Source organism: Streptomyces sp. JW3 (assembly GCF_052216785.1).
In the GTDB taxonomy this organism is placed as follows: domain Bacteria; phylum Actinomycetota; class Actinomycetes; order Streptomycetales; family Streptomycetaceae; genus Streptomyces.
This window is the reverse complement of record NZ_JBQOUX010000095.1, coordinates 1-22894: the sequence shown is the minus strand read 5'-3', so window position 1 is coordinate 22894 and position 22894 is coordinate 1. Positions and strand designations below refer to the sequence as shown.

Annotated in this window: 23 protein-coding genes and 1 tRNA gene; 13 read left to right on the top strand and 11 right to left on the bottom strand. The window is 73.9% G+C overall.

Annotated elements, in window-relative coordinates:
• Nucleotides 1-56 precede the first annotated feature (56 nt).
• A complete protein-coding gene (locus ACTT8P_RS29575) occupies nucleotides 57-794 on the top strand; it encodes a TerD family protein (protein ID WP_442834835.1) in 738 nt (245 codons plus the stop codon).
• Between the two features lie 26 nt (nucleotides 795-820).
• Here the strand turns inward: ACTT8P_RS29575 and ACTT8P_RS29570 are convergent, their stop codons facing one another.
• Entirely contained in the window at nucleotides 821-1795 is a 975-nt protein-coding gene (locus ACTT8P_RS29570; RefSeq protein ID WP_442834834.1) for a TerD family protein, read from the bottom strand.
• 206 nt (nucleotides 1796-2001) lie between these two features.
• On the opposite strand from ACTT8P_RS29570, the gene ACTT8P_RS29565 reads away from it, so the two are divergent.
• The 3 genes from ACTT8P_RS29565 (at nucleotide 2002) to ACTT8P_RS29555 (ending at nucleotide 6587) form a co-directional block, all read left to right on the top strand.
• Nucleotides 2002-3168: an HpcH/HpaI aldolase/citrate lyase family protein gene (locus ACTT8P_RS29565; RefSeq protein WP_442834833.1), complete on the top strand. Its 1167-nt coding sequence runs from the start codon at nucleotides 2002-2004 to the stop codon at nucleotides 3166-3168.
• 63 nt (nucleotides 3169-3231) lie between these two features.
• Nucleotides 3232-5784, top strand: a complete 2553-nt coding sequence (locus ACTT8P_RS29560; protein ID WP_442834832.1) for a phosphoribosyltransferase — start codon at nucleotides 3232-3234, stop codon at nucleotides 5782-5784.
• On the top strand, nucleotides 5784-6587 hold the full coding sequence (locus tag ACTT8P_RS29555; protein ID WP_442834831.1) for an HAD family hydrolase: 804 nt from the start codon (nucleotides 5784-5786) through the stop codon (nucleotides 6585-6587). The genes ACTT8P_RS29560 and ACTT8P_RS29555 overlap by 1 nt, the downstream gene beginning before the upstream one ends.
• Here the strand turns inward: ACTT8P_RS29555 and ACTT8P_RS29550 are convergent.
• From ACTT8P_RS29550 to ACTT8P_RS29535, 4 genes are all read right to left on the bottom strand, one after another.
• Entirely contained in the window at nucleotides 6556-7233 is a 678-nt protein-coding gene (locus tag ACTT8P_RS29550; protein WP_442834830.1) for a DedA family protein, read from the bottom strand. The two genes, ACTT8P_RS29555 and ACTT8P_RS29550, sit on opposite strands and share 32 nt — an antisense overlap.
• 52 nt (nucleotides 7234-7285) lie before the next feature.
• Nucleotides 7286-7507, bottom strand: coding sequence for an FmdB family zinc ribbon protein (locus tag ACTT8P_RS29545; protein ID WP_442834829.1), 222 nt, complete (start codon nucleotides 7505-7507; stop codon nucleotides 7286-7288).
• Nucleotides 7508-7534: 27 nt separating this feature from the next.
• The gene (locus ACTT8P_RS29540) at nucleotides 7535-8941 is read right to left on the bottom strand and encodes a hypothetical protein (protein ID WP_442834828.1); all 1407 of its coding nucleotides are present in this window, start codon (nucleotides 8939-8941) and stop codon (nucleotides 7535-7537) included.
• A gap of 71 nt (nucleotides 8942-9012) precedes the next feature.
• Complete coding sequence (locus tag ACTT8P_RS29535; RefSeq protein ID WP_442834827.1) at nucleotides 9013-9780, bottom strand: DUF4097 family beta strand repeat-containing protein; 768 nt, start codon at nucleotides 9778-9780, stop codon at nucleotides 9013-9015.
• 151 nt (nucleotides 9781-9931) lie between these two features.
• Between ACTT8P_RS29535 and ACTT8P_RS29530 the strand changes: the two genes are divergently transcribed.
• Nucleotides 9932-10003: transfer RNA gene (locus ACTT8P_RS29530), tRNA-Val, on the top strand.
• Between the two features lie 96 nt (nucleotides 10004-10099).
• On the opposite strand, the gene ACTT8P_RS29525 is transcribed toward ACTT8P_RS29530, so the two are convergent.
• Nucleotides 10100-10447, bottom strand: a complete 348-nt coding sequence (locus ACTT8P_RS29525; protein WP_442834826.1) for a hypothetical protein — start codon at nucleotides 10445-10447, stop codon at nucleotides 10100-10102.
• 72 nt (nucleotides 10448-10519) lie between these two features.
• Between ACTT8P_RS29525 and ACTT8P_RS29520 the strand changes: the two genes are divergently transcribed.
• Nucleotides 10520-10753 (top strand): DUF2277 domain-containing protein, encoded by a 234-nt coding sequence (locus ACTT8P_RS29520; RefSeq protein WP_442834825.1) that lies wholly within the window; start codon nucleotides 10520-10522, stop codon nucleotides 10751-10753.
• 22 nt (nucleotides 10754-10775) lie between these two features.
• Here the strand turns inward: ACTT8P_RS29520 and ACTT8P_RS29515 are convergent, their stop codons facing one another.
• On the bottom strand, nucleotides 10776-11399 hold the full coding sequence (locus ACTT8P_RS29515; protein ID WP_442834840.1) for a DedA family protein: 624 nt from the start codon (nucleotides 11397-11399) through the stop codon (nucleotides 10776-10778).
• A 260-nt stretch (nucleotides 11400-11659) separates the two neighbouring features.
• On the opposite strand from ACTT8P_RS29515, the gene ACTT8P_RS29510 reads away from it, so the two are divergent.
• Complete coding sequence (locus ACTT8P_RS29510) at nucleotides 11660-12199, top strand: superoxide dismutase family protein (RefSeq protein WP_442834824.1); 540 nt, start codon at nucleotides 11660-11662, stop codon at nucleotides 12197-12199.
• A 66-nt stretch (nucleotides 12200-12265) separates the two neighbouring features.
• On the opposite strand, the gene ACTT8P_RS29505 is transcribed toward ACTT8P_RS29510, so the two are convergent.
• The 3 genes from ACTT8P_RS29505 to ACTT8P_RS29495 form a co-directional block, all read right to left on the bottom strand.
• The gene (locus ACTT8P_RS29505) at nucleotides 12266-12727 is read right to left on the bottom strand and encodes a DoxX family protein (RefSeq protein WP_442834839.1); all 462 of its coding nucleotides are present in this window, start codon (nucleotides 12725-12727) and stop codon (nucleotides 12266-12268) included.
• Nucleotides 12728-12872: 145 nt separating this feature from the next.
• Complete coding sequence (locus tag ACTT8P_RS29500) at nucleotides 12873-14516, bottom strand: alkaline phosphatase D family protein (protein ID WP_442834823.1); 1644 nt, start codon at nucleotides 14514-14516, stop codon at nucleotides 12873-12875.
• 109 nt (nucleotides 14517-14625) lie between these two features.
• Entirely contained in the window at nucleotides 14626-15270 is a 645-nt protein-coding gene (locus ACTT8P_RS29495; protein WP_442834822.1) for an HNH endonuclease family protein, read from the bottom strand.
• Between the two features lie 374 nt (nucleotides 15271-15644).
• On the opposite strand from ACTT8P_RS29495, the gene ACTT8P_RS29490 reads away from it, so the two are divergent.
• Together ACTT8P_RS29490 and ACTT8P_RS29485 are read left to right on the top strand one after the other, a co-directional pair.
• Nucleotides 15645-16232 carry a TMEM165/GDT1 family protein gene (locus tag ACTT8P_RS29490; RefSeq protein WP_442834821.1) on the top strand — a complete coding sequence of 196 codons (588 nt, stop codon included), beginning with the start codon at nucleotides 15645-15647 and terminating at the stop codon, nucleotides 16230-16232.
• Between the two features lie 263 nt (nucleotides 16233-16495).
• Nucleotides 16496-17155 carry an HAD-IA family hydrolase gene (locus tag ACTT8P_RS29485; RefSeq protein WP_442834820.1) on the top strand — a complete coding sequence of 220 codons (660 nt, stop codon included), beginning with the start codon at nucleotides 16496-16498 and terminating at the stop codon, nucleotides 17153-17155.
• A gap of 36 nt (nucleotides 17156-17191) precedes the next feature.
• Here the strand turns inward: ACTT8P_RS29485 and ACTT8P_RS29480 are convergent, their stop codons facing one another.
• On the bottom strand, nucleotides 17192-18652 hold the full coding sequence (locus ACTT8P_RS29480; RefSeq protein ID WP_442834819.1) for a peptidoglycan-binding protein: 1461 nt from the start codon (nucleotides 18650-18652) through the stop codon (nucleotides 17192-17194).
• Nucleotides 18653-18908: 256 nt separating this feature from the next.
• On the opposite strand from ACTT8P_RS29480, the gene ACTT8P_RS29475 reads away from it, so the two are divergent.
• From ACTT8P_RS29475 to ACTT8P_RS29460, 4 genes are all read left to right on the top strand, one after another.
• Nucleotides 18909-20969 carry an MDR family MFS transporter gene (locus ACTT8P_RS29475; RefSeq protein ID WP_442834818.1) on the top strand — a complete coding sequence of 687 codons (2061 nt, stop codon included), beginning with the start codon at nucleotides 18909-18911 and terminating at the stop codon, nucleotides 20967-20969.
• Between the two features lie 157 nt (nucleotides 20970-21126).
• Entirely contained in the window at nucleotides 21127-21768 is a 642-nt protein-coding gene (locus ACTT8P_RS29470; RefSeq protein WP_442834817.1) for a hypothetical protein, read from the top strand.
• Between the two features lie 5 nt (nucleotides 21769-21773).
• The gene (locus tag ACTT8P_RS29465) at nucleotides 21774-22319 is read left to right on the top strand and encodes a hypothetical protein (protein WP_442834816.1); all 546 of its coding nucleotides are present in this window, start codon (nucleotides 21774-21776) and stop codon (nucleotides 22317-22319) included.
• Between the two features lie 126 nt (nucleotides 22320-22445).
• Complete coding sequence (locus tag ACTT8P_RS29460; protein ID WP_442834815.1) at nucleotides 22446-22838, top strand: hypothetical protein; 393 nt, start codon at nucleotides 22446-22448, stop codon at nucleotides 22836-22838.
• Nucleotides 22839-22894: the final 56 nt, after the last annotated feature.

Genomic DNA, 22894 nt, shown 5'->3' with positions numbered 1-22894 from the left:
GGAGCAGCCGCGGCCCTTCGGTGCGGTGGCGTGAGACGGACATGGGTGGGGCGGGAATGGGCATTCTGGACGGACTGTGGGGCGGCCGTGAGGCCGAGTTCGACTCGGGCAACGCGGCGACCAACGCCATCGAGCTGACCAAACGGCACAGCCAGGTCTCGCTGACCAAACAGGGCGCGGCCAGCGGCAACCTGCGCATCAACCTGGCCTGGCGGATGCGGACCTCCGACATCTCCGGGATGCGGCGCGAGAGCCTGCTGCGGCACCCCTTCAAGGCACTGAAGCCGCCCGAGGTCATGGGCCACAGCCAGAGCATGGTCAACGTCGACCTCGACCTGGGCTGCCTCTACGAGATGCAGGACGGCGCCAAGGGCGTCGTACAGCCCCTGGGCGGCTTCTTCGGCGACGTCAACGCCGCGCCCTACGTCAAGCTCAGCGGCGACGACCGGTTCGGCTCCGGCTCCGGCGAGACGATCTACGTCAACCTCGACCACCGGGACAACATCAAGCGGCTGCTGGTCTTCGCCTACATCTACGACCAGACGCCCGCCTTCGACCGCACGCACGCCATCGTCACCCTCTACCCGAGCAACGGCCCCCGGATCGAGATAAGCCTCGACGAACGCCATCCGCAGGCCCGGTCCTGCGCCGTGGTGATGATCGAGAACGTCAAGGGCGAGATCTTCGTCCGCCGCGAGGTCAAGTTCGTCTACGGCTTCCAGGGCGAACTGGACCGGCTGTACGGGTGGGGCCTGCAGTGGGGGCGGGGTTACAAGGCGAAGGCGGACCGGTAGGCCACGGCGCCGCCCGGCGCCGGTTCCTAGCGGCCCACGAACTGCGGGCCCTGCGGCGGCAGCCGGAAGTCCGGGTCCGGGATCACGGCCGACGGCGGCGGAAAGCCGTAGCCGGCCGCCGCGCCGTTGGCGGTCGCCGGGGCCGGTTCCTGCGGGTAGCCGTACGCGGTCTGGCCGGCGCCGGCGGGCTGCGGATACCCGTAGGCCGGCTGCGTCGCCGGAGTCTGCTGGGGATAGCCGTAGGCCGGCTGCGCGGGCACCCCGGGCGGCTGCTCGGGCGGCAGCGGCTGGGCGGGCGTGGTCCGGGCCGACGTGGAGTGCGCGGGCGGGGCGGAGACGGGCGGGGAGGGGACGAGTGCGGTGGGGGCCTCGGGGGGCGTGCCGGCCGGCTCGGCAGCCGGTCCCGCCGGCTCCGGTGCCGACCGGGCGTCCCGCGCCGCCGCTGCCTCCGCCTCGGCCTCCTCGTCCACCGAGATGCCGAACTCGGTCGCCAGCCCCTCCAGCCCGTTCGAGTAGCCCTCGCCCAGCGCCCGGAACTTCCAGCTCTCCCCGCGCCGGTACAGCTCCCCGCAGATCAGCGCGGTCTCCTCGCCGGTCTCGGGCCTGACGTCGAAGTACGCCAGCGGCTCGGCGTCGGTGGCCGCCGCGTCGTAGAGCAGGATGCGCAGGTCCCGTACCTGGTCGAAGGCGACGCCGTCCGCCGAGGCGACCAGCAGGATGCGGCCGACCCGGGCCTCGACCCCGGTCAGGTCCGTCTGGATCGCGTCGGTCAGACCGTCGGCGGCGCGCTTCTTGCCGAGCCGCCAGACCTGCCCGGACGGATGCCGGGGCTGGTTGTAGAAGACGAAGTCCTCGTCGGATCGCACACGGTCGTCGGGGCCGAGCAGCAGCGCGGAGACATCGACGTCGGGAATCCCCTGCCCCGGTGTCCAGCGCAGTACGGCCCGCACCGTGGTGGCCTCCAGCGGGACGTTCGACCCTTTCAGCATCGCGTGCGTCATGCCGTCATCCTGCCTTCTCGGTCCTGGTCACGACAATGCGGGGGCGGGTACCCGAAGGGTGCGGGGCGTTCCGCACCGCGCTGCCGACACGGCCGGGTTACCTGGAATTCATGCCTGACGGGAACTACTGACATGGGTTCCTACGTACTATTACCGGCCACCTTCGAATGTTTCACAGGTCGCCCAGACACCACGGGGGAGTTCAAATGCGTCATTTCGGTCATATAGCCCCTGAGGTGCGGGAGCGGCTCTTCCACCGGCAGCCCGGCGAGTTCACCGCCGACTCCCCGGCCCGGCTGCTCTCCGCGGCCCTCGGGGCCACCCTCTACAGCCCCGCCACCCGGCCGCGCCTCGCCGACGACATCCGCAAGCAGGCCGCGAGCGGGGTGGTCTCGATGGTGCTCTGCCTGGAGGACTCCATCGACGACGCCGACGTGCCGGCCGGCGAGGAGAACCTGGTACGGCACCTCTCGGCCCTGGCGGAACGTTCCGCCGCCGACCTCCCCCTGCTGTTCGTCCGGGTCCGCGCCCCCGAGCAGATCCCCGACCTCGTACGGCGGCTCGGCCCCGCCGTACGGCTGCTGTCCGGATTCGTGCTGCCGAAGTTCACCGAGGAACGCGGCATGCCCTTCCTGGAGGCCCTCTCCGACGCGGAGACCGCCACCGGCCGCCGCCTGTTCGCGATGCCGGTGCTGGAATCCCCGGAACTGCTGTACCGGGAGTCGCGGGTGCAGACCCTGGAGGGCATCTTCCGCGCGGTCGACAAGTACCGCGACCGGGTCCTCGCCCTCCGCCTCGGCGTGACCGACTTCTGCTCCTCCTACGGGCTGCGCCGCGGCCCCGACATGACGGCGTACGACGTCCAGATCGTCGCCTCCGTGATCGCCGACGTGGTCAACATGCTGGGCCGGGCCGACGGCACCGGGTTCACCGTGACCGGGCCGGTGTGGGAGTACTTCCGGGTCCAGGAGCGGATGTTCAAACCGCAACTGCGGCAGAGCCCGTTCCTGGAGGTGCAGGCCGCCGACCTGCGGGCCCGGCTGATCGAGCACGCCATGGACGGCCTGCTGCGGGAGATCTCCCTCGACCAGGCCAACGGCCTGCTGGGGAAGACCTGCATCCACCCCTCCCACGTCCTCCCGGTGCACGCGCTGTCCGTGGTCAGCCACGAGGAGTTCAGCGACGCCCAGGACATCCTGCGGCCGGAGCGCGGCGGGGGCGGTGTACTCAGGTCGTCGTACACGAACAAGATGAACGAGGTGAAGCCGCACCGGGCCTGGGCCGAGCGCACCCTGCTGCGCGCCGAGGCGTTCGGCGTGGCCCACGAGGACATCGGCTTCGTCGAACTGCTCGCCGCCTGTCTGTCGGACTGAACGCAAGGGATCATGGACCGGTCAGTGGACCACCGCACGGGGGACGACAGGAGGCGTACGCGCATGAGGGAACGGCCGCGGGCCGGGGAGCCGGCCGGTGTCTGGACCGGCAGCTGGGTCGCCGAGCGGCTCGGCGTCGGGCTCACCGGCGACGCCGACCTGACCGGCCTGCTGGGCCTGGCCCTGCGCCGCAACCCCAAGCGGGCGCATCTGCTGGTCTCCAACGTGCTCGGCAAGCACGTACCGCAGTCGCCGTCCGTGGTCTACGGCTACGGCTTCCGGCTCGGCCGCCGGGTCCGCGACCTGCTGGGCGCGGAGGCCGCCGCCGCGGTCGTGCTCGGTTACGCGGAGACCGCCACCGGCCTCGGCCACTCGGTCGCCGACGGCCTCGGCCCCGCCACCTACCTGCACTCCACCCGCCGCCCGGTGCCCGGCGTCGCCCCGGCGGGCGGCTTCGAGGAGTCCCACTCGCACGCCACGTCCCATCTGCTGCTGCCCGAGGACGCCGGGCTGCTCGCCGGGGACGGGCCGCTGGTCCTGGTCGACGACGAGTTCTCCACGGGCAACACGGTCCTGAACACCGTCCGCGCGCTGCACGCGCGGTACCCGCGGCGGCGGTACGTGGTGGTCGCCCTGGTCGACATGCGGTCGGCGGCGGACGCGGGGCGGCTGGAGCGGTTCGCCGAGGAGATCGGCGCCAGGGTGGATCTCGTCGCGGCCGCCTCGGGAACGGTGTCCCTCCCGGAGGGGGTGCTGGAGAAGGGGCAGGAGCTGGTGGCTCGGTACGAGGCGGACGTCTCGTCGCCGGGTGCGGGCAGTGGTGGGCTGGTCGCGCAGTTCCCCGCGCCCCTTGAGGGGCGGCTGCGGCAGCGCCGATCAGGGGCGCGGGGAACTGCGCGACCGGCCACGACGCACCCGCACCCGGCAACGCACCGTGTGGACCTGCGCTGGCCCCGCACCCTGCCGGACGGCGCCCGGCACGGGTTCACCCCCGCCCACCGGGCCCGCCTGGAAGCCGCCCTGCCGGGCATGGCCGCCCGCCTCGCCGAGGCCCTCCCCACCGGCGCGCACCGCGTCCTCGTCCTCGGCTTCGAGGAACTGATGTACGCCCCGCTGCGCCTGGCCCGCGAACTGGAACAGGTCGTCCCCGCCGAGGTCCGCTACTCCACCACCACCCGCTCGCCGGTCCTCGCCGTCGACGACCCCGGCTACGCGATACGCACCCGCCTGGTCTTCCCCGCCCACGACGACCCGGCCGACGGCCCCGGCGAGCGCTACGCCTACAACGTGGCCGGCGCCGGCTTCGACGCCGTCGTCGCGGTCGTCGACTCGCCCGCCGACACCCCGGCGCTGCACGCCCCCGACGGCCTGCTGGCCCGGCTCGCCGCCCACGTCCCGCACGTCCTGCTCGCCGTCGTCCCCTCGTACATACCCGGCGCTCCCCCCGAAAGGCCCGCCATGCTGCCCGAGCCGCTGCGCGGCCCCGCCTTCTCCTCCTACGCGCCCGACGAGGTCGGCTGGCTGCTCCAGGACCTCTCGGACACGACGCTGGAGGCGCCCACCGAGGAGCGCGAGGAGGCGATCCAGAAGGGCGGCGCGCACTACGCCGAGTCGCTGCCGGTCGAGTACCAGCCCAGCGAGCAGTACCAGGAACTGTTCCACGCGGCGCTGCGCACCTCCGCCGCCCGTCTCGCGCAGGCCGTCGGCGCGGTCACCGAACTCGTGCTGCTGGAACGCTCCCCGCGGCCCGTCCTGGTCTCGCTGGCCCGCGCGGGCACGCCGGTCGGGGTCCTGATGCGCCGCTGGGCGCGGTTCCGGCACGGTCTCGACCTCCCGCACTACGCCGTGTCGATCGTCCGCGGCCGGGGCATCGACGCCAACGCGCTGCGCTGGCTGGCCGCCCACCACGACCCCGCCGACGTGGTCTTCGTCGACGGCTGGACCGGCAAGGGCGCCATCACCCGCGAACTCGCCGCCGCCATCGAGGAGTTCGAAGCGTCCGACGGCATCACCGGCTTCGACCCGGAGATCGCCGTGCTGGCCGACCCCGGCTCCTGCGTGCGCACCTACGGCACCCGGGACGACTTCCTCATCCCCTCCGCCTGCCTCAACTCCACCGTCTCCGGCCTGATCTCCCGCACCGTGCTCCGCGCCGACCTGGTCGGCCCGCACGACTTCCACGGCGCGAAGTTCTACCGCGAACTGGCCGGCGCCGACCTCTCCCCGGCCTTCCTCGACGCGGTCGCCGCCCGCTTCCCCGAGGTCGCGGACGCCGTCGACGTCCAGGCCAAGGAACTGCACGCCGCCGACCGCACCCCCACCTGGGAGGGCTGGGCGGCCGTCGAGCGGATCAGCGCGGAGTACGGCATCCACGACGTCAACCTGGTCAAGCCCGGCGTCGGCGAGACCACCCGGGTGATGCTGCGCCGGGTGCCCTGGAAGGTGCTGGCCCGCGCCGGCGCCGGCGCCGACCTGGACCACGTACGGCTGCTGGCCGCCCAGCGGGGCGTGCCGGTGGAGGAGGTCGCGGACCTGCCCTACACCTGCGTCGGCCTGATCCACCCCCGCTACACGCGCGGCGCGACCGGCGCCGACGGCAAGGCGGTGACCCTCTGATGCCGGTGCTCGTCGCCAGCGACCTCGACCGCACCCTCATCTACTCCGCCGCCGCGCTGCACCTGAGCGGACCGGACGAGGACGCCCCCCGGCTGCTGTGCGTCGAGGTCTACGACAGCAAGCCCCTGTCGTACATGACGGAGACGGCGGCCGGGCTCCTCGCCGAACTGGGCGAAACGGCCCTGTTCGTGCCGACCACGACCCGCACCCGCGCCCAGTACCGGCGGATCAGCCTCCCCGGCCCCCCGCCGAAGTACGCGATCTGCGCCAACGGCGGCCATCTGCTGGTCGACGGGGAGCCGGACGCCGACTGGCACGCCCAGGTCACGGCCCGGCTGGCCGACGAGTGCGCGCCGCTCGCCGAGGTGCGGGAGCATCTGCTGCGCACCGCCGACCCGGTCTGGGTACGCAAGCAGCGCACCGCCGAGGACCTGTTCGCCTACCTCGTGCTCGACCGCGACCTGCTGCCGGGGGAGTGGGTGAAGGAACTCGCCGTGTGGGCCGGGGAGCGCGGCTGGACCGTCTCCCTCCAGGGCCGCAAGCTCTACGCCGTGCCGGTGCCGCTCACCAAGAGCGCGGCCGTGCGCGAGGTCGTCCGCCGCACCGGCGCCGCTCTCACCCTGGCCGCCGGGGACTCGCTCCTCGACGCCGATCTGCTGCTCGCCGCCGACCGGGGGTGGCGGCCGGGCCACGGGGAGCTGGCCGACTCGGGGTGGACGGTGCCGGCGGTCGAGGCGCTGCCCGAGCGGGGCGTACTGGCCGGGGAGCGGATCACCCGGGAGTTCCTGCGCGCGGCCGGCTGATCGGCGCGGGGTCCCGGTCGTCGCGGTCCCGCCGACGCCGCCCGCCGCCCGGCCGCAGCAGCCGGGCGCCGACGAAGGCCAGTACGGCGAGGGCGGCCGCGCCGAGCACCACCTTGGAGTAGGCGGAGACGATGTCCGTCACCCGGGACCAGTTGTCGCCCAGGGCGTAACCGGCGAGGACGAACAGGGTGTTCCAGAGCGCGCTGCCGAGGGTGGTCAGCAGCAGGAAGACCGGCAGCCGCATCCGCTCCACGCCCGCCGGCACCGAGATCAGGCTGCGGAAGACCGGGATCATCCGGCCGAAGAACACCGCCTTGGTGCCGTGCCGGAGGAACCACGCCTCGGTCTTCTCGATGTCCGTCACCTTCACCAGCGGCAGCCGCGCCGCGAGCGCCACCGTGCGGTCCCGGCCGAGCAGCGCGCCCACCCCGTACAGGGCGAGCGCGCCGGCCACCGAACCGGCCGTGGTCCACAGCAGGACGGCGAGCAGATCCATCCGGCCGGACGCCGCCGCGAACCCGGCGAACGGCAGGATCACCTCGCTCGGCAGCGGCGGGAACAGGTTCTCCAGCGCGATGGCGACACCGGCTCCGGGCGCGCCCAGCGCGTCCATCAGGTCGTTGATCCACTGCGGTCCGGTCGTCATACGGCCACGCTAGGGAGCCGACCCTGAAGGCAACCTGAAGGCCGGCCTTGAGTCAGCCGCAGCAGCCCCCGCCGCAGCAGCCGCCCCCGCCCCCGCCGGAACCGGGGGCGGCTGACGGCGCGGCGGAGGTGCCGCCGACCGCGACCGTCGACAGCAGCTTCACCGTGTCGTCGTGGCCCGCCGGGCAGGCGGCGGGGGCGGCCGACTCGGCCATGGGACGGCTCAGTTCGAACGTGTCGCCGCAGGAGCGGCACCGGTACTCGTAGCGAGGCATGCGCCCAGATTAACCGGCGGCCGCCGCTCAGTGGCCGGCTCCGCGCTCCTCCCGTATCCGGCCGACCACCCCGGCCACCGCGCGGCGGACCGCGTCCGTCTCGGTGAGGAAGTGCCAGTAGTCGGGGTGCCGGCCCTCCAGGGTGGCGATCGCGCGGTCCAGCCGGGCCACGGCGTCGTCCAGCGGACGGGCGTCGCGGGGGTCGGGGGTGGTGCGGCCGGCCATGGCCAGGCGCTGGGCGTCGCGGAGGGCGAACCGGGTCCGTTCGATCTCGGCCCGCGGGTCCTTCTGCACGGCGTTCAGCTGCCGGAGGCGGTCGCCGGCGGCGGAGACGGCCTCGTCGGTCTCGTTCAGCAGGGCCCGGACCGTCGACAGCAGGGCGGTCGCGTCGGGCCAGCGCTGCGCGTCGCGGGCGGTGCGCGCCTCGGCCAGTTTCCGTTCGGCCTGCCGGACGGTCTCGCGGGTCTGGTCCGGGACGTGCTGGAGGTCCTGCCAGCAGGCGGCGGTGAAGCGGCGGCGCAGTTCGCTGAGGACCGGCTCGACCTGTTCGGCGCGGGTGGTGAGGGCCTGGGCGCGGGTACGCAGGGAGACCAGCCGTTTGTCGGTCTCGGCGGCCCGCTCGGGCAGCCGCGCGGCCTCCGCACGGACCGCCTCGGCCGCCCGGGTGACCCGCTCGGCCCGCTCCAGGGTGTCCGGCACGCCGTGCCGGCCGGCGCCCTGGTTCAGCTTGGTCAGCTCCGGGGCGAGGGCGGCCAGCCGGGCGGCGAGGTCGTCGGCGCTCAGCCCGGAGCCGCGTACGGCGTCCAGGGCGTCGGAGGCGGCCTGGAGGGACTGCCGGGCGCGCTCCACGGCCGGGGCCAGCCGGGCGAGCTGGGTCTCGGCCTTGCCGAGGAGGGGGCCGAGGCCCTCGGTGAAGCGGTCCAGTTCGCCCTTGACCCGGCCCAGCTCCTCCTTGGCGGCGGTCAGCTCGGCGCGGGCGCGGGCGGCGGTCGACGCCTCCAGGTCGTCCCGGTCCAGGTCGTGCGCGTCGACGGCGCCGATGTACTGGTGGCTGGCCTCGTCGATGCGCCGGCCGAGCGCCTCGAAGCCGTCGACCGCGCGCCGGGCGGCCGGGGAGTCGTCGACGGCCGTGATCGTCTCGATGGAGATCCGCAGGTCCCGCTGGGCGGTGTCCAGCTCGTAGAACGCGGCGGCGGCGTCGTCCTTGGCGGCCTGCGCCTGGGCCCGCTGGTTGTCGGCCCGGCCGCCGAACCAGCGCCGGGTGCCGCCGCCGGCGAACGCGGCGCACAGGGCCGGCGCGGCGAGCAGCGGCAGGGCCAGCAGCGTGAGGGTGTCGCGCAGCGGGCCGGGCGGGCGGTGGCGCGGCCGGGTCCGTGGGCGCGGCGCGCAGGGCACCATCGGCGGCGTGTCCGGCTGCGATGGTGTCGCCGTCACATCCCTCTCCCGTGTCGTCCGCCCTGCCCGGGTTCATTCTCCCACCCGTTGAGGACGAACACACGGGCCGGTCAGTTCGCCGTACGGACCGTGACTTCGCCGTCGGCGGTACGGGCGTGCACCACATGGGCGCTGGAGTCGCTCCGGGGCACCGACACGTCCACCGAGCCGTCGTCGGTCTCGGCCGTCACCCGGTACGTGGCCCGGGGCAGGGAGACGGTCACCGAGCCGTCGTCGCTGCGGGTGTCGACCAGGCCGGGCACGGCACCGAGTTCCAGGCGCACCGAGCCGTCCTTGGTCCGCGCCGTCACCTGGCGCGAGGAGACCTCCGCGCGCACCGAGCCGTCGTCGGTGCGCAGGTCCAGCGGGCCGGTGGAGTCGGTGACGTGGACCGAGCCGTCCTGGGTGCGGATGTCCAGCGCGTCCCGGAACCCCCGGGCCCGTACGCTGCCGTCGTCGTCCTCGACCTCGACGGCCACGCCCCGGGGCACCTCGACACGGTGCCTGGCCGCGCAGTCGGCGATGAATCCGGTGCAGTGCACGCGCAGCACCAGGCGGTCGCCGTCCATCTTCCAGGTCACCTCGGGTTCCTTGCCGACGGTGACCGACCCGGTGAACCACCGGGTGACGTCGATCCGGCCCGCCTTGTGGCCGTCCGCGGCGACGATCTCCAGGGCGGAGTCGTCGGAGTCGACGGTGAGGGTGCGGCCCGGCAGGGCGAAGGACCGCCGGTCGGGGTCCTTGTCCTCGTCGGGCGAGGCGCAGGCCGCGAGCCCCGCGACGGCGAGGACGACGGCGCTGGCGGCGGCGAGCGCGCGGGCGGCAACGGTTCGGGACATGACGGTCTCCCCCTGGGACGGACGGCGGGCCTCGGCGAGGCTCTACGACCGTAGGTTTCGGGGGTGTGCCGTCGCGATCCAGGACGCTCCCGGATCGAGAGGGGGGTTAACCCCCGCAGGCCCCGGGCAATGTAGGCTGTCGACTTGTCCCGGGTGCGTAGCTCAGGGGTAGAGCGCCTGCCTTACAAGCAGGATGTCGGCGGTTCGAAACCGTCCGCGCCCACCGGGACCGATGCCGGACATCGGTGTCAGAGGCCCCCGGAGCTGCTCCGGGGGCCTCTTCTCATGTGCCCGTGCCCCGTCCGTCCCCGGCGTGCCGTCAGTCCCGTTCGTCCTCGGGCGGCGTCTCGTGGGCGTGTTTGAGGCGGGAGCGGGCGGCGACCTGGTCGGTGCCGGTGAACTGGTCCCAGTAGCGGTGGGTGGTGACGAACACCGCCAGTTCCCGCTCGCGCCGTCGCAGCTTCTCCACCTCGGCCTGTTCGTCCTCGGACCAGCCGGGGGAGGCCGGGCGCTCCACCTTGCGCCAGCCGGTGTCGTCGCTGAAGCCGTCCACCGGTGCCACGGACCAGGGAAGCCGTTTCAACAGGGCCGACAGGTCGGCCCGGACCTGATGGAGTTCCTCCTGACCGGCGAGGAGGTCACTCGGAAAGTCATAGGTCGTAGCCACCCCTGAATGATACTCCTGTTCGATTTTGCACCGCACGTTCTCCCAGGGGGAGATCAGGGGGAGACTTGAGGCATGTGCCGCAGCATCAAGACGCTCCGCCCGCCCGCGCTGGCCGAGCAGGCCACCGACGACGAGATCCGGGCCGCCGCCCTCCAGTACGTGCGCAAGGTGTCCGGGTTCCGGGCACCGGCCGCGCACAACCAGGAGGTGTTCGACCGGGCCGTGGCCGCGGTCGCCGAGGCGACCGCCGAACTGCTGGCCGGTCTGGAGGTACGGGGCGGGGCTCAGCCGCGCCGGGCGGACTGACGGCGCGTCCGCCGCGCGGCCGTCACGGCGTCGGCGCGGACTTCGCCGCCCGCGCCGGGCGCCGCATCAGCAGGGCCGCGCCCGCGCCCGCGCCGAACAGGGCGACGAGGGAGACTCCCGTCGCCAGCCACGTCGCGCCCAGCCACTGGCCGCCGAAGTAGCCGAGCGCCACGCTGTACGCGGCCCAGGACAGCCCGGCCAGCGCCGACCAGGGCAGGAACTCCCGCACCCGGCGGTGGGCGGCGCCCGCGCCCAGGGAGACGATCGAGCGCCCGGCCGGGGCGAACCGGGCCAGCACCACCAGCGCGCCGCCGCCGCGGGCCAGCGCCGCGCCGAGACGCTCCTGCGCCTTGGTCAGCCTGCGCGAGCGGGCGATCGCCCGGTCCAGGCGCGGGCCGCCGCTCCAGGCGAGCCGGAAGGCGACCAGGTCACCGAGGACGGACGCGGTGGTGGCGCACAGGATCAGCACCAGGATGTCCGGGACGTCGTGCGGGACCTGGCCGGTCGCGGCGCCCGAACCGGCCGCCGCCGCGGTGGCCGCGGCGATCACCAGGACGCCGCTCGGCAGCACCGGCAGGAACACGTCCAGGAGCACGGAGAGGGCCACGAAGGCGTAGATCCAAGGGCTGCTGACCAGCGACCCCATACTTCCGAACACCGTGACTCCCCATGGCTTCCCCCGTGGGCCTGACCAGCCGCGCCGCGTGGGCGGCAGGGGAGGCCGATGACAGCCATACAGCGTACGCCTGGGGTACGACAGCGGGTTCACAGGGGGCTCGCGCGCCGGTCATGGCGGGTTCACCCGGCTGCCGCCTTCCGGGGGCGGCCGGTGCCGCGCTCCCGTAGCAACGACGGTGGGGCAGCACGTACCGCCCCATCCCCCGAGAGTGACGGACGGAACACATCATGGTGGCAGGAATATGCGCGGGTGCCGTGGCCGCGGTGGTCCTGGTGGGCGGCGGTGCCGTCGCCCACGGTGACGATCAGGACTCGGTGCGCGCGGACGCCCGTTTCGCGGCCCCCGGCGACGACGCCTCGCACCCGGCGCTGACGTACGACCGGAAGCTGGTCCCGGCGGGGTCGTGGATCGAGGTGCGCCGGCACACCGACCGCGGTGGCGCGACCACCGTCCGGCTGCGGGTGCGCGGCCTGACACCGGGGCACGCGTACGGCGCCCATGTGCACCAGAAGCCGTGCGGCGCCGACCCGGCCGCCGCGGGCGGGCACTACCAGCACCGGCCCTCCGCCGACCCGGCCGACGCCAACCCGCGAAACGAGGTGTGGCTCGACTTCACCCCCGACCCGCACGGCGAGGGCTGGGCGACCGCCCAGCACGGCTGGGACTTCCGGCCGGGCGAGGCGTCGTCCGTGGTGATCCACGACCGGCCGGGCAACTCCGGCGCCCGCGCCGCCTGCTTCACGGTGCCGCTCCGGCCGGCTCGCTGAGCAGTGAAACGGAACGATGCCCTCCGCGCGCGGCGGAGGGCACCGTTCCCGGTCGGCGGGCCGGGATCAGACCGACACCGGCGTCTGCCGCTCGGCGGCCCGGTCCCGGTCCTCCCCGGTGGTGCGCCGGGTCAGCAGCTGGTCCAGGCCGAAGGCGCCGGAGCCGGTGAAGACCAGCAGCAGGAAGGCCCAGCAGAACATCGCGGACGCCTCGCCGCCGTTCTCCATCGGCCACAGGGCGCCGGGCTGGTGCATCTTGAAGTACGCGTAGGCCATCGAACCCGAGGCGATCAGCGCGGCGAGGCGGGTGCCGAGGCCGAGCAGCACCAGGGCGCCGCCGACGAGCTGGATCACGGCGGCGTACCAGTTGGGCCAGGCCCCGGCCGCGACGGTGCCGCCCCCGGTGCCCGCGGCGCCGCCGAGGACCCCGAACAGGGAGGCGGCGCCGTGGCAGAGGAAGAGCAGGCCGACGACTATGCGGAACAGGCCGAGGGCGTAGGGCTGGGCGCTGTTGAGGCGTCCGGTCAGGTGGGGGGTCACTGGGGGGTCACTCCTTCAGAGGACCGGTCGTGAGGAACCGGTCGCTTCGGGGGACGGAAGGGGAGCCACCAGGTTAGGCAGACCTAACAAGTGCTTGCAATCTCAACATCCAGCCAGGCCGACATTGACAGCATCACGACAGCTTGGTCTCCGTGACCGTCCGCAGCACCGTCTTCCCGTCCGTCGCCCCGTCCCCGCTCGCCGCCTTCTCCAGCCGCAGCCGGGCCGAGCGGCCGCGCAGGGTCAGCGTCATCAGCTGGTTGCCGAACCAGGGCCCGCCGTCCCGGCGCCAGCGCACCGCCGGCCGGGCCAGCCGCCCGTGCCGGGCGAACCCCCGGCCCAGCGCCCGGGCCGGCCCGCTCCAGCCGAACCGGAAGCCGAGCCGGATGGAGAGCGGCACCGAGTTGTGCACGGGCGAGCAGGTCAGCTGCACCACATGGGCGTCCGGCGCGGCTCCCGGCCAGGCCGGCTCGGCGACGTAGGCGTGGTGCACGTCCCCCGACAGCACGCACACCGTCGCCGGCGCCCCGGGGCCCGACCCCACCTCCGCTATCAGCTCGGCCAGCGCGTCGAACGAGGCCGGGAACGCCGCCCAGTGCTCCAGGTCGGCCGCGCGCCGCACCTTCTCGCCGAGCCGGGCCCAGCGCGCGCCCCGCTCGCCCCGGCACAGGGCGGCGTTCCACCCCTCCACGTCGTGGATCAGGTGCGGCAGCAGCCAGGGCAGCGAGGTGCCGAGCAGCAGGTGGTCGTAGGAGCCCCGGCCGTCCAGCGCCTGGGTGCGCAGCCACTCGGCCTCCTCGGGGTCGAGCATGGACCGCCGCTGTTCGTCCAGCACCCGGGCCGCCCGGCTGTCCACCATCAGCAGCCGGACCCGGCCGAAGTCGCGCCGGTAGCTCCAGCGGACCGAGGCGGCGTCGGCGTCGGCCGCGGCGGCGAAGGCGCGCAGCGCGTCGGTGCCGTCGGCGGACTCGCGTACGGCGGCGTAGACCGGGTCGGCGGCCAGTTCGGCCGGGGGCAGGTTCCCCAGGTGCTGGTGGACCCAGTACGACATCAGGCCGCTCAGCAGCCGCTCGCGCCACCAGTCGGTGGCCCGCATGTCGGCGAGCCAGGCGGCGGAGGTGTTCCAGTCGTCGATGACGTCGTGGTCGTCGAAGATCATGCAGCTGGGCACGGTGGACAGCAGCCAGCGCACCTCCGGGTCCAGCCAGGACTCGTAGTAGAGGTGGGTGTACTCCTCGTAGTCCGCGACCTCCGCGCCGGGCGGCTCGGTCAGGTCGCGGCGCCCGGCCAGCCAGCGGCGGGTCGCGTCGGACACCTCGTCGGCGTACACCTGGTCGCCCAGGAGCAGCAGCACGTCGGGCCGCTCGCCCTCCGGGTCGGCGGCGATCCGGGCGGCGAGCGTGTCCAGGGCGTCCGGGCCCACCGGGTCCTGCTCACCGGCCGCCGGGGCGGCCCACCGGCAGGAGCCGAAGGCGACCCGCACCTCGCCGTCCTCGGCCGGGGTGCGGATCACGGACGGCGGGAACGGCGAGCCCGGCAGCGGCCACACCCGGGTGCCGTCCAGGAACACCTCGTACGGCGTGGCCGTGTCCGGGGTCAGGCCGGCCACCTCGACCAGGGCGTAGTGATGTCCCGCCACCTGGAAGGTGCGGGCGGTGCCGCCGGCCCCGTCGGCGCAGCGCACCTCGGCGGCGCACGGACCGCCCGCCTCGACCCACACGGTCGCGGCCGAGCCGTCGGCGTACCTCAGCAGCGGTCCCAGGCGCAGATCGCCCATGGTCGGTCCCCTCTCCGTCGCCCCGTACGGGCCGTACGGTACGGAACGACGGAGGCCGGTGGGGAGCTTCCGGGGGCAGTCGGCGGGGCGGCCGCCCCCGGCCGCCCGGTCAGCAGCTCGCGAGGCCGCTGGTCAGCGCGGACTTCTCGGCGGAGTCGACGGAGAGGCCGTAGTAGTACTTCACCTGCACCCAGGCCCGCAGATAGGTGCAGTGGTAGGCGGTCCGGGAGGGCATCCAGGTGGCCGGGTCCTGGTCGCCCTTGGCCTGGTTGACGTTGTCGGTGACGGCGATCAGCTGCGGGCGGGTCAGGTCGTTGGCGAACGACTGGCGGCGCGCGGTGGTCCAGCCGCTCGCGCCGGAGTCCCACGCCTCGGCCAGCGGCACCAGGTGGTCGATGTCGACGTCGGAGGCGGCGGTCCAGGTGGCGCCGTCGTAGACGGAGTACCAGGAGCCGCTGGTGGAGGCGCAGGCGGAGTCGGTGACGACGTTCGAGCCGTCGCGCTTGAGGACGGTCTCGCGGGTGTTGCAGGTGCCGGACTGGGTGATCCAGTGCGGGAACAGGTCGCGGTCGTAGCCGGTGCGGTTCTCGGTGGCCACGGTGAGGGAGGCGAGGTAGGTGCGGGCGGTGGCGGCGCTGACCGGGGTGGGGAGGGCGGCGGACGCGGTCGGGCCGTTGAACAGCGCGACGGAGGCCATGACTCCGGTGAGCGCCGCGAGTATGCTCAGCGGTCGACGCGCGTAGAACTTCGACATGCGAACTCCCTTGGGTGGTGGGGGTGGTGAGCGCGAGCGAGGGAATGCTCGCGGGCTCGTGTTGCGGGGAGATGAGCGCTCGGTGAGACGTTAGTGACGTGTTCATGTCACGACAAGGTCGGCGACGGGACTTTCGGGTCGCGTACTATGGACGGCGCAGAAGGGGAGTAGCTCTTCGCCGGACCGTCGACATACTGCTCAGCTCGTCTGAGCCGGCGCCCGGAGGCGGTACCCGGCCGTTCGTGACAGGGGCCCGCCAGCGAGACCTTCGGCAAGCAGTGCATGCCTGTGTGCTGCCGTGCCGAGGTGTCCCCTGACTTTCCTGACAGGAACGAGCACTCTCGGCGGGGCGGCCCCGACCGATTGAGGAACCCTTGATCAGCTTTACCGTGACCGCGCTGGTGTTCGGCGTCGTCTTCCTCGCCGAACTGCCGGACAAGACCGCGCTCGCCGGCCTCGTCCTCGGCACCCGCTACCGCGCCTCCTACGTCTTCGCGGGCGTCGCCGCCGCGTTCCTGGTGCACGTCGCACTCGCCGTCGCGGCCGGCAGCGTGCTGACGCTGCTGCCGCAGCAGATCGTGCACGCGATCACCGGCGTGCTCTTCCTGGGCGGTGCGGCGGTGCTGCTCTTCACGAAGGGCGGGGCCGATGGCGACGCAGAGGTCCGGAGGCCGGAGAACCAGTCCTTCTGGAAGGTCGCCGGGGCGGGTTTCATGCTCATCCTGGTCGCCGAGTTCGGCGACCTCACGCAGATCATGACGGCCAACCTGGCCGCCCGCTACGACGACCCGGTCTCGGTCGGCCTCGGCGCGGTGCTCGCCCTGTGGGCGGTGGCCGGGCTCGGCATCGTCGGCGGGAAGGCGCTGATGAAGCGGGTGCCGCTGAAGCTGATCACGCAGATCGCGGCGGTGCTGATGCTGGGGCTGGGCGTGTGGAGCCTGTGGGAGGCGGTGGCCGGCTGAGCGGCCGGCGGGAGTCCGGCTCCGGTGGGCGCGGCGGCCCGGCCGGTGGGTGGCGGTGTCGCTCTGCCGGGGGGTGGGCCCGGCTGCTCCGGGCGGTCGCGCCCGGCTCGCGTGTGCTGAACGTCGGATGAACGGTGGGCGGGGCCGCTGGCGCGATCCCCGGCGCGTTTTGTACCGTGGGGGAACAAAGTGGCTCCCGCCCGTTTTCCCTGACCGGCGGGCGGGGCCGCCTTGTGTCCCTCCCGACGCCCTGGAGTCTGCCGATGACGGCCACCACCGTGCTCACCACCCGCGCCCTGCTGCTGGACATGGACGGCACCCTCGTCAACTCCGACGCCTCCGTCGAGCGCGTCTGGCGGCGCTGGGCCGGCCGGCACGGACTCGACGGCAACGAGGTCATGAAGGTCGTGCACGGCCGCCAGGGCTACGCCTCGATGGCGGTACTGCTGCCCGACCGGCCGGTGGAGGAGAACTACGCCGACAACGCGCGGCTGCTCGCCGAGGAGACCGCCGACACCGACGGCGTGGTCGCGATCCCGGGGGCGCCGGAGCTCCTCGCCGCCCTGCGCGGCCTGCCGCACGCCCTGGTCACCTCCGCCGACGTGGCACTGTCCACCGCCCGGATGAGCGCCGCCGGCCTCGCCCTGCCCGACGTGCGGGTCACCGCCGAGTCGGTCGGCGCCAGCAAGCCCGACCCCGAGGGCTTCCTCAAGGGCGCCGCCGAACTGGGCATGGCCCCCGCCGACTGCGTCGCCTTCGAGGACTCCGGCGCCGGCATCACCGCCGCGCGCGCCGCCGGCATGCGCGTCGTCGGCGTGGGCCCCCGGGCGGCCCTGCACGGACCCGACGCGCTGGTCCGCGACCTGACCGAGGTACGGGTGGCGGCCGCGGCGGACGGCACGGTCCGGTTGCACATCGGCTGACGGGAGAGCCCCGAGCCGTGGACCCGCAGCCGGGGTCTACGGCTCCTGCGTCTCCCGTTCCAGTTGCTCCCGGGTCTTCGGCCCGTACGTGCCCAGTTCCTCGGACTGGATGCCACGCGCCCACTGGAAGGTACGGACGGCGTCCTCGACCCGGCGGCCGTAGTCGCCGTCGATGTCGTCCATGTAGAGGTGCAGCTGCCGCAGCCGCAGCTGGAGCTCGGTGACCTCCGGGCCCTGGTCGCCGCGCCGCAGCACCGTGGCGGTCCCCTCCTCCGGGTCCTCCTCCGTCGGCTCGGACTCCGTCGCCGGGGCACCGGAATCCGACGCGGACACCGATCGGCTCGGCTCGGTGCTGCTGGATACGGAGGGCGAGGCGCTCGACGCGGACGGGGACACCGAGGACGACGGGCTCGCGTCGCCGGACGCGGAGTCGGACACGGACGGCGACGCGGACGCGGACGACGCGGAGGCGTCGCCGGTGACCTCTTCCGCCGAGGCGGCGTCGGTCGACGGCTCCGGCACCCCGGCCCGTACCTCGTCCGCCGGGGCCTCGCTGCGTGCCGGGGACTGGTAGGAGAACAGTCCGCTCGCGTACCCGGCGGTCCCCAGCACCACGACGGTGGCCACCGCGGCACCGACGACCGCGGCCCGCCGGGGGCGGCGGCGGGGGGCGGGTCCGGGGAGCGCGGGGGCGTGCGGTCCGGTGGGTGGTTCGCCGGACGACGGTTCGAACAGGCGCAGGTCGGTGGCGTTGGGGGCGTTCGACGGGGGCGCGAGGGGGGTGGGGAGGACGGCGGTCACCGCGGTGGCGGGAGGCTCTTCGGCGGGGACGGTGGCGGGAGCGGGGGCGCGCAGCGGCATGGTGGTCTCGGCCGCGTGAGGGAGGGGCTCGTCGCCCGCGCCGGGGACGGCCTTCTGGACGGCGGTCCGCGCGGCCGGTGCGGCCTCTTGATCCGGCGTGGCAGGAACGGCCGACTCCACCGGATGGGCGGCCTCCACCGGATGGGCGGCCTCCGCCGGAGAGGCTGCCTCCGCCGGGGAGGCGGCCTTCGCCGACCCGCCGGAACCGTCCGCCTGGTCGGGGGCGTCGGTGCCGCTCGCCGGACCGGCGGCAGGCGCCTCGCCGGGGCCCGCGCCGTCCGTCTCCTCCAGGGCGACGTACGGCCGTATCCGCAGCGGGTTGAAGTCCTCCGCGGCGGCCGCCTCGGCGGTACGGGTCTCCAGCAGGGCGTCGGCCGCCCGTGGGCCGCACGGGCAGGACGGCGTGCGGTCCGCCCGCCGCGGCGCCCCGCACTCGGGGCAGGCCGCCCCGGAGGCCCCCGCCGCCTCCGCGGCCGGTTCCGGATACCGCGCCGTCCCGGCGGGCCCCCCGGACTCTTCCGGTCCCCCGGACTCTTCCGGCCTCCCGGACTCTTCCGGCCTCCCGGACTCTTCCGGTCCCCCGGACTCTTCCGGCCTCCCGGACTCTTCCGGCCCCCCGGGCTCTGCAGGTCCCACCGGCTGTCCCACGCGTCAGTCCCCTCCCCTTACGGAGTCCGCGTCCCCTCGCGAACTCCAGAGATTATGCAGATCTCCTCCACAGTCGCACGCACGTACCCCTGTCCCCTCCGGTCCCACCAGCCCCCGTACGACCCCGACCCCCGACGGAATACCGGCATTCCGTACGACTGAACAGGCCATAACCGGTCACACCGAACAGGAGGGAAAGGGAAGGCCTGACCAGAAAATTCGCGTGCGCGTTCGGGAGGTCGCCATGACCGTGACCGGGGACACCGGCAGTACGCGGGACGCGGTGCGCGGCGCCCCGCAGGACGAGCGGGTCCCGCGCCATGTCCTCGTCTCCATCGGGGCGCTGCTCCTCGGCATGCTGCTGGCCGCCCTGGACCAGACCATCGTCTCCACCGCGCTGCCCACCATCGTCAGCGACCTCGGCGGCATGGAGCACCTGTCGTGGGTCGTGACCGCGTATCTGCTGGCCGCGACCGCCGCGACACCGCTGTGGGGCAAGCTCGGCGACCAGTACGGGCGCAAGCGGCTGTTCCAGACGGCGATCGTGATCTTCCTGGCCGGTTCGGCGCTGTGCGGCGTGGCGCAGAACATGGGGGAGCTGATCGCGTTCCGGGCGGTGCAAGGGCTGGGCGGCGGCGGGCTGATGGTGCTGTCGATGGCGATCGTCGGCGACCTGGTGCCGCCCCGCGACCGGGGCCGGTACCAGGGCCTGTTCGGCGCGGTGTTCGGCGCCACCAGTGTGCTCGGCCCGCTGCTCGGCGGCGTCTTCACCGAGCACCTGAGCTGGCGCTGGGTGTTCTACATCAACCTGCCCGTCGGCCTGATCGCCCTCGCCGTGATCGCGACGGTGCTGCACATCCCGCGCCGCACCGAACGCCATGTCATCGACTACCTCGGCACCTTCCTCATCGCCGCCGTCGCCACCTGCCTGGTCCTGGTCGCCTCCCTCGGCGGCACCACCTGGGCCTGGGCCTCGCCGGGGATCATCGGCCTGGCGGTGCTGGGCGTCCTGCTGGCCGCCGTCTTCGTGACCGTCGAACGCCGGGCCGCCGAGCCGGTGCTCCCGCTGCGCCTGTTCCGGGTCCGCACCTTCGTGCTGTCGGCGGTGATCAGCCTGGTCGTCGGTTTCGCGCTGTTCGGCGCGATGACGTATCTGCCGACCTTCCTCCAGGTGGTGCAGGGCGTCAGCCCGACCATGTCCGGGGTGCACATGCTGCCGATGGTGGTCGGCCTGCTGCTGGCGTCCACCGTCTCCGGCCAGATCGTCAGCCGCACCGGCCGCTGGAAGGTGTTCCCGATCGCCGGCACCGGCGTCACCGCCCTCGGTCTGCTGCTCCTGCACCAACTGGACGAGAACAGCCCCACCGCCGAGATGAGCGCCTTCTTCTTCGTCTTCGGAGCGGGCCTGGGCCTGGTGATGCAGATCCTCGTCCTCATCGTGCAGAACGCCGTCCCGTACGAGGATCTGGGCGTCGCCACCTCCGGCGCGACCTTCTTCCGCTCGATCGGCGCGGCCTTCGGGGTGGCCGTCTTCGGCACCGTCTTCGCGAGCCGTCTCGCCGACCGCCTCACCGACGCGTTCAGCGGCGCCCGGCTCCCGCCCGGCGTCTCCGCCGACACTCTCGAATCCGACCCGCGCGGCATCGCGGCCCTCCCCGCGTCGCTGCGCCCGGACGCGATCCACGCCTACGCCGCCTCCATCACCGACGTCTTCCTCTACGCCGCCCCGGTCGCCCTCCTCGGCTTCGTACTGGCCTGGTTCCTTAAGGAGGACCGGCTGCGCGGCTCGGTCACCGCCCCCGACGCCACCCAGACCCTGGCCAGCAACCCGGTCCAGCGCTCCTCCCACGACGAGGTGTGCCGCGCGCTGTCGGTCCTCGGCACCCGGGAGGGCCGCCGCGCCGCCTACCGGAAGATCACCACCCGCGCCGGCTACGACCTGCTGCCCGCGACGAGCTGGCTGCTGCTGCGGATCAGGCGGTACGGCTGTGTGGAGCCGGGCCGCCTGGCCGAGCGCAGCGCCGTACCGCTGACCGTCGTCCTGGAGGCCGCCCGGCAGGCCGAGGTGCGGCACCTCGCCCTGCGCCAGGGCCTCGGCCTGGTCCTGACCGACCACGGCCGCGAGGTGGCCGGACGGCTCGCACACGCCCGCGAGGAGTCGCTGGCCGAACTGCTCGGCGACTGGTGGGGCCCGGACCGCCCGCGGGACCTGATCCGCCTGGTCGAGGAGCTGAACGGCGAGCTGTGCGGCGCGCGCCGCGAACGCCCGCACGACGACGAACGCGTCCTCACCCACCCCGGCTGACCCTTTCGGCGCGCCGCGCCAGCGACTTGGTGAACCAGTGCTCGGTGTCCCGCCGCTCCGGGCGCTCGGTGCCCGTTTGACGGGGGCTCAGCGGGTACCCGCTTTGCGAACCGGCCCGTACGGAAAGCCGGTTGGGCCGAGAACCTGGAAGGCATTCATGTCCACAGGCGTGATCATCGCTCTGATCGTGATTGTGGCGGCCGTATTGATCGTCGCGGCCGTCCTGACCCTGCGCGCCCGGGGCCCGCGGCACGGCGGGAGCCTGAAGCGGCGCTTCGGGCCCGAGTACGACCGCACCGTCGCCCGGCACGACGGCGACACGAAGGCGGCCGAACGCGAACTGACCGAGCGCGTGGAGCGCCACGGTTCGCTGCGCGCCAAGCCCCTGGAGCCGGCCGAGCGCGATCGGTTCGAGACGCGCTGGACGGCCGCGCAGGAGCGGTTCGTCGACTCGCCCCGCGAGGCGGTCGCCGAGGCCGACCGGCTGCTCTCCGAGCTGGCCGGCGCCCGCGGCTACCCGGACGGCGGCCGCTACGAGGAACAACTCGCGGCGCTGTCCGTGCACCACGCCCACCACGTAGAGGGCTACCGGCGCGTGCACCACGCGGCGGCCGACGGCACGCACACGGCCGACGGCGCCGGCACCGAGCGGCTGCGGGAGGCCATGGTCGAGGCCCGCGCCCTGTTCGAGAAGCTGATGCACCAGGGCCGCGACACCGACCACCGCGACGACCGAACGACGGCCCGTAAGAACCACCAGCCCTGGGCCCTGAACCGCCGTCACGCGAAGGAGAGTTGAGCCACATGTCCGATGTGACCCGGCCGGCCGGCGGCGCCCCCGCCGAGCGCGGTCAGCACCACGCACCCGACGCCGACGCCCGCGGCGAGACGGCCCTGGGCACCGGTGCGACCCCGGACCCGGAGGCGCCGCCCGGCGCCCGTGCCGACCACGGCGTCGGCGCGCACACCGAGGCCACCCCGCAGCTGCACACCGAAGGCACCCGGCCCGCTGCCACCGCCACCCGGGCGACCGCCACCCAGCCTCCCACCCCCCGGCCGGAGACCTCCCTCCTCCCGCACGAGGAGTGCGGCAAGCTGGAGGAACGGCTGCACCACGCGGTCTCCGGATTCGTCGACGGACCCCGGGCCGCCGTCGAGGAGGCCGACCGGGTCCTGGAGGAGATCACCACCCGCTTCACCGACGCGGTGACCCGCCGCCGGCGCACGCTGCGCGCGTCCTGGCAGTCCACCGACACGGACAAGAAGGCGGCGACCGCCACCGACACCGAGCAGCTCCGGCTGGCCCTGCGTGACTACCGGGAGCTGTCGGAGAGCCTGATGCGTCTGTAGGAGGCCAGGCCCGACACCGATGGCTCCGCCCGGCCCTCCCGCCACCGCTGTGCGGGAGGGCCGGGCGGCGGCGTACGGCAGGCTCTAGCCTGGGGCCCGGTCACCCGGACGTCAGGAGGAGCGCACGTGCTCGAACTCACCATGGCCGCCGTCGCCGCGGCGGACGCGGGTGCGACGGCCGGTATGCGGATGGCGGACGCGCCCAGCGAGCCGGGGGCGGTGCTGCGGGTGGGCCGGGACGGGGCGGTGTGCCGGCTGGCGACGCCGGACGACTGGCTGTTCGTCTCCCGGGTCCATCTGGAGTTCCGGTGCGGGCCGGACGGCAGCTGGCAGCTGACCTGGCTGCGAGGCTCGCAGCCGGAACCGTCCGCCGAGGTCCGGCTGACGGTGGACGGGCGGACGACGGCCGTCGCTTACGGCGGCACGGTGCCGCTGCCGCGGGGTGGCAGTGGTGAGGTCGTCGTCCAGGACCGGGTCGAGCCGCGCAGCGTGAACGTTGGCTTCTACCACGAAGCGTGAACGGCTGGGCGGGGTTGTGGCTGACGTGGGGGGCATGGCGCGACCCGGCCGCGACG